Source organism: Cupriavidus sp. 05T313, assembly GCF_056396665.1.
Genome location: NZ_JBFTLX010000624.1, coordinates 1 through 459, shown reverse-complemented (window position 1 = coordinate 459; position 459 = coordinate 1). Strand labels below are relative to the sequence as shown.

The 459-nt window shown below is 71.7% G+C and carries 1 protein-coding gene; it reads right to left on the bottom strand.

All coding sequences use genetic code 11. From position 1 onward, the window contains the following. Window positions 1–434, bottom strand: a 434-nt coding sequence (locus AC1DKD_RS42065) for a sulfurtransferase (protein ID WP_477144845.1), incomplete at its 3' end; no start/stop codon positions are given. Window positions 435–459: the final 25 nt, after the last annotated feature.

The following is a 459-nucleotide window of genomic DNA, read 5'->3' as shown; positions in this document are numbered from 1 at the left end:
TCCACGTCGCCGGGAACAGGATGGACCGGTCCCTCCTCGAACGGCAAGCCTGCGGCACGCCACGCGCCCAGGCCGCCGTCGAGCAGGTAGACCTCCGCCAGTCCGGCGTCGCGCAGCATCCACCAGGCCCTGGCCGCCGCCATGTTGCCGCTGTCATCGTAGGCGACCACGACGTCACCATTCCGCAGGCCCCACCGGCGGGCCGACTCCTGGAAACGGTCGCGGGACGGAAGCGGGTGCCGCCCCCGGTCCGGCACGGCCGGATCCGAAAGCTCTGTGGCCAGGTCAACGAACACGGCGCCCGGCAGGTGCTCCGCGAGATAGTGGTCGTGCCCATGCGGGTCGCCCAGCGCCCAGCGCACATCCAGCAGCACCGTCCGGTGCCCGGCGGCGAGCCTGGCTTCGAGGCCGGGGACGTCAATCAGCGGATTCATGGAGCTCCTTCTGCGGGATCCGGGG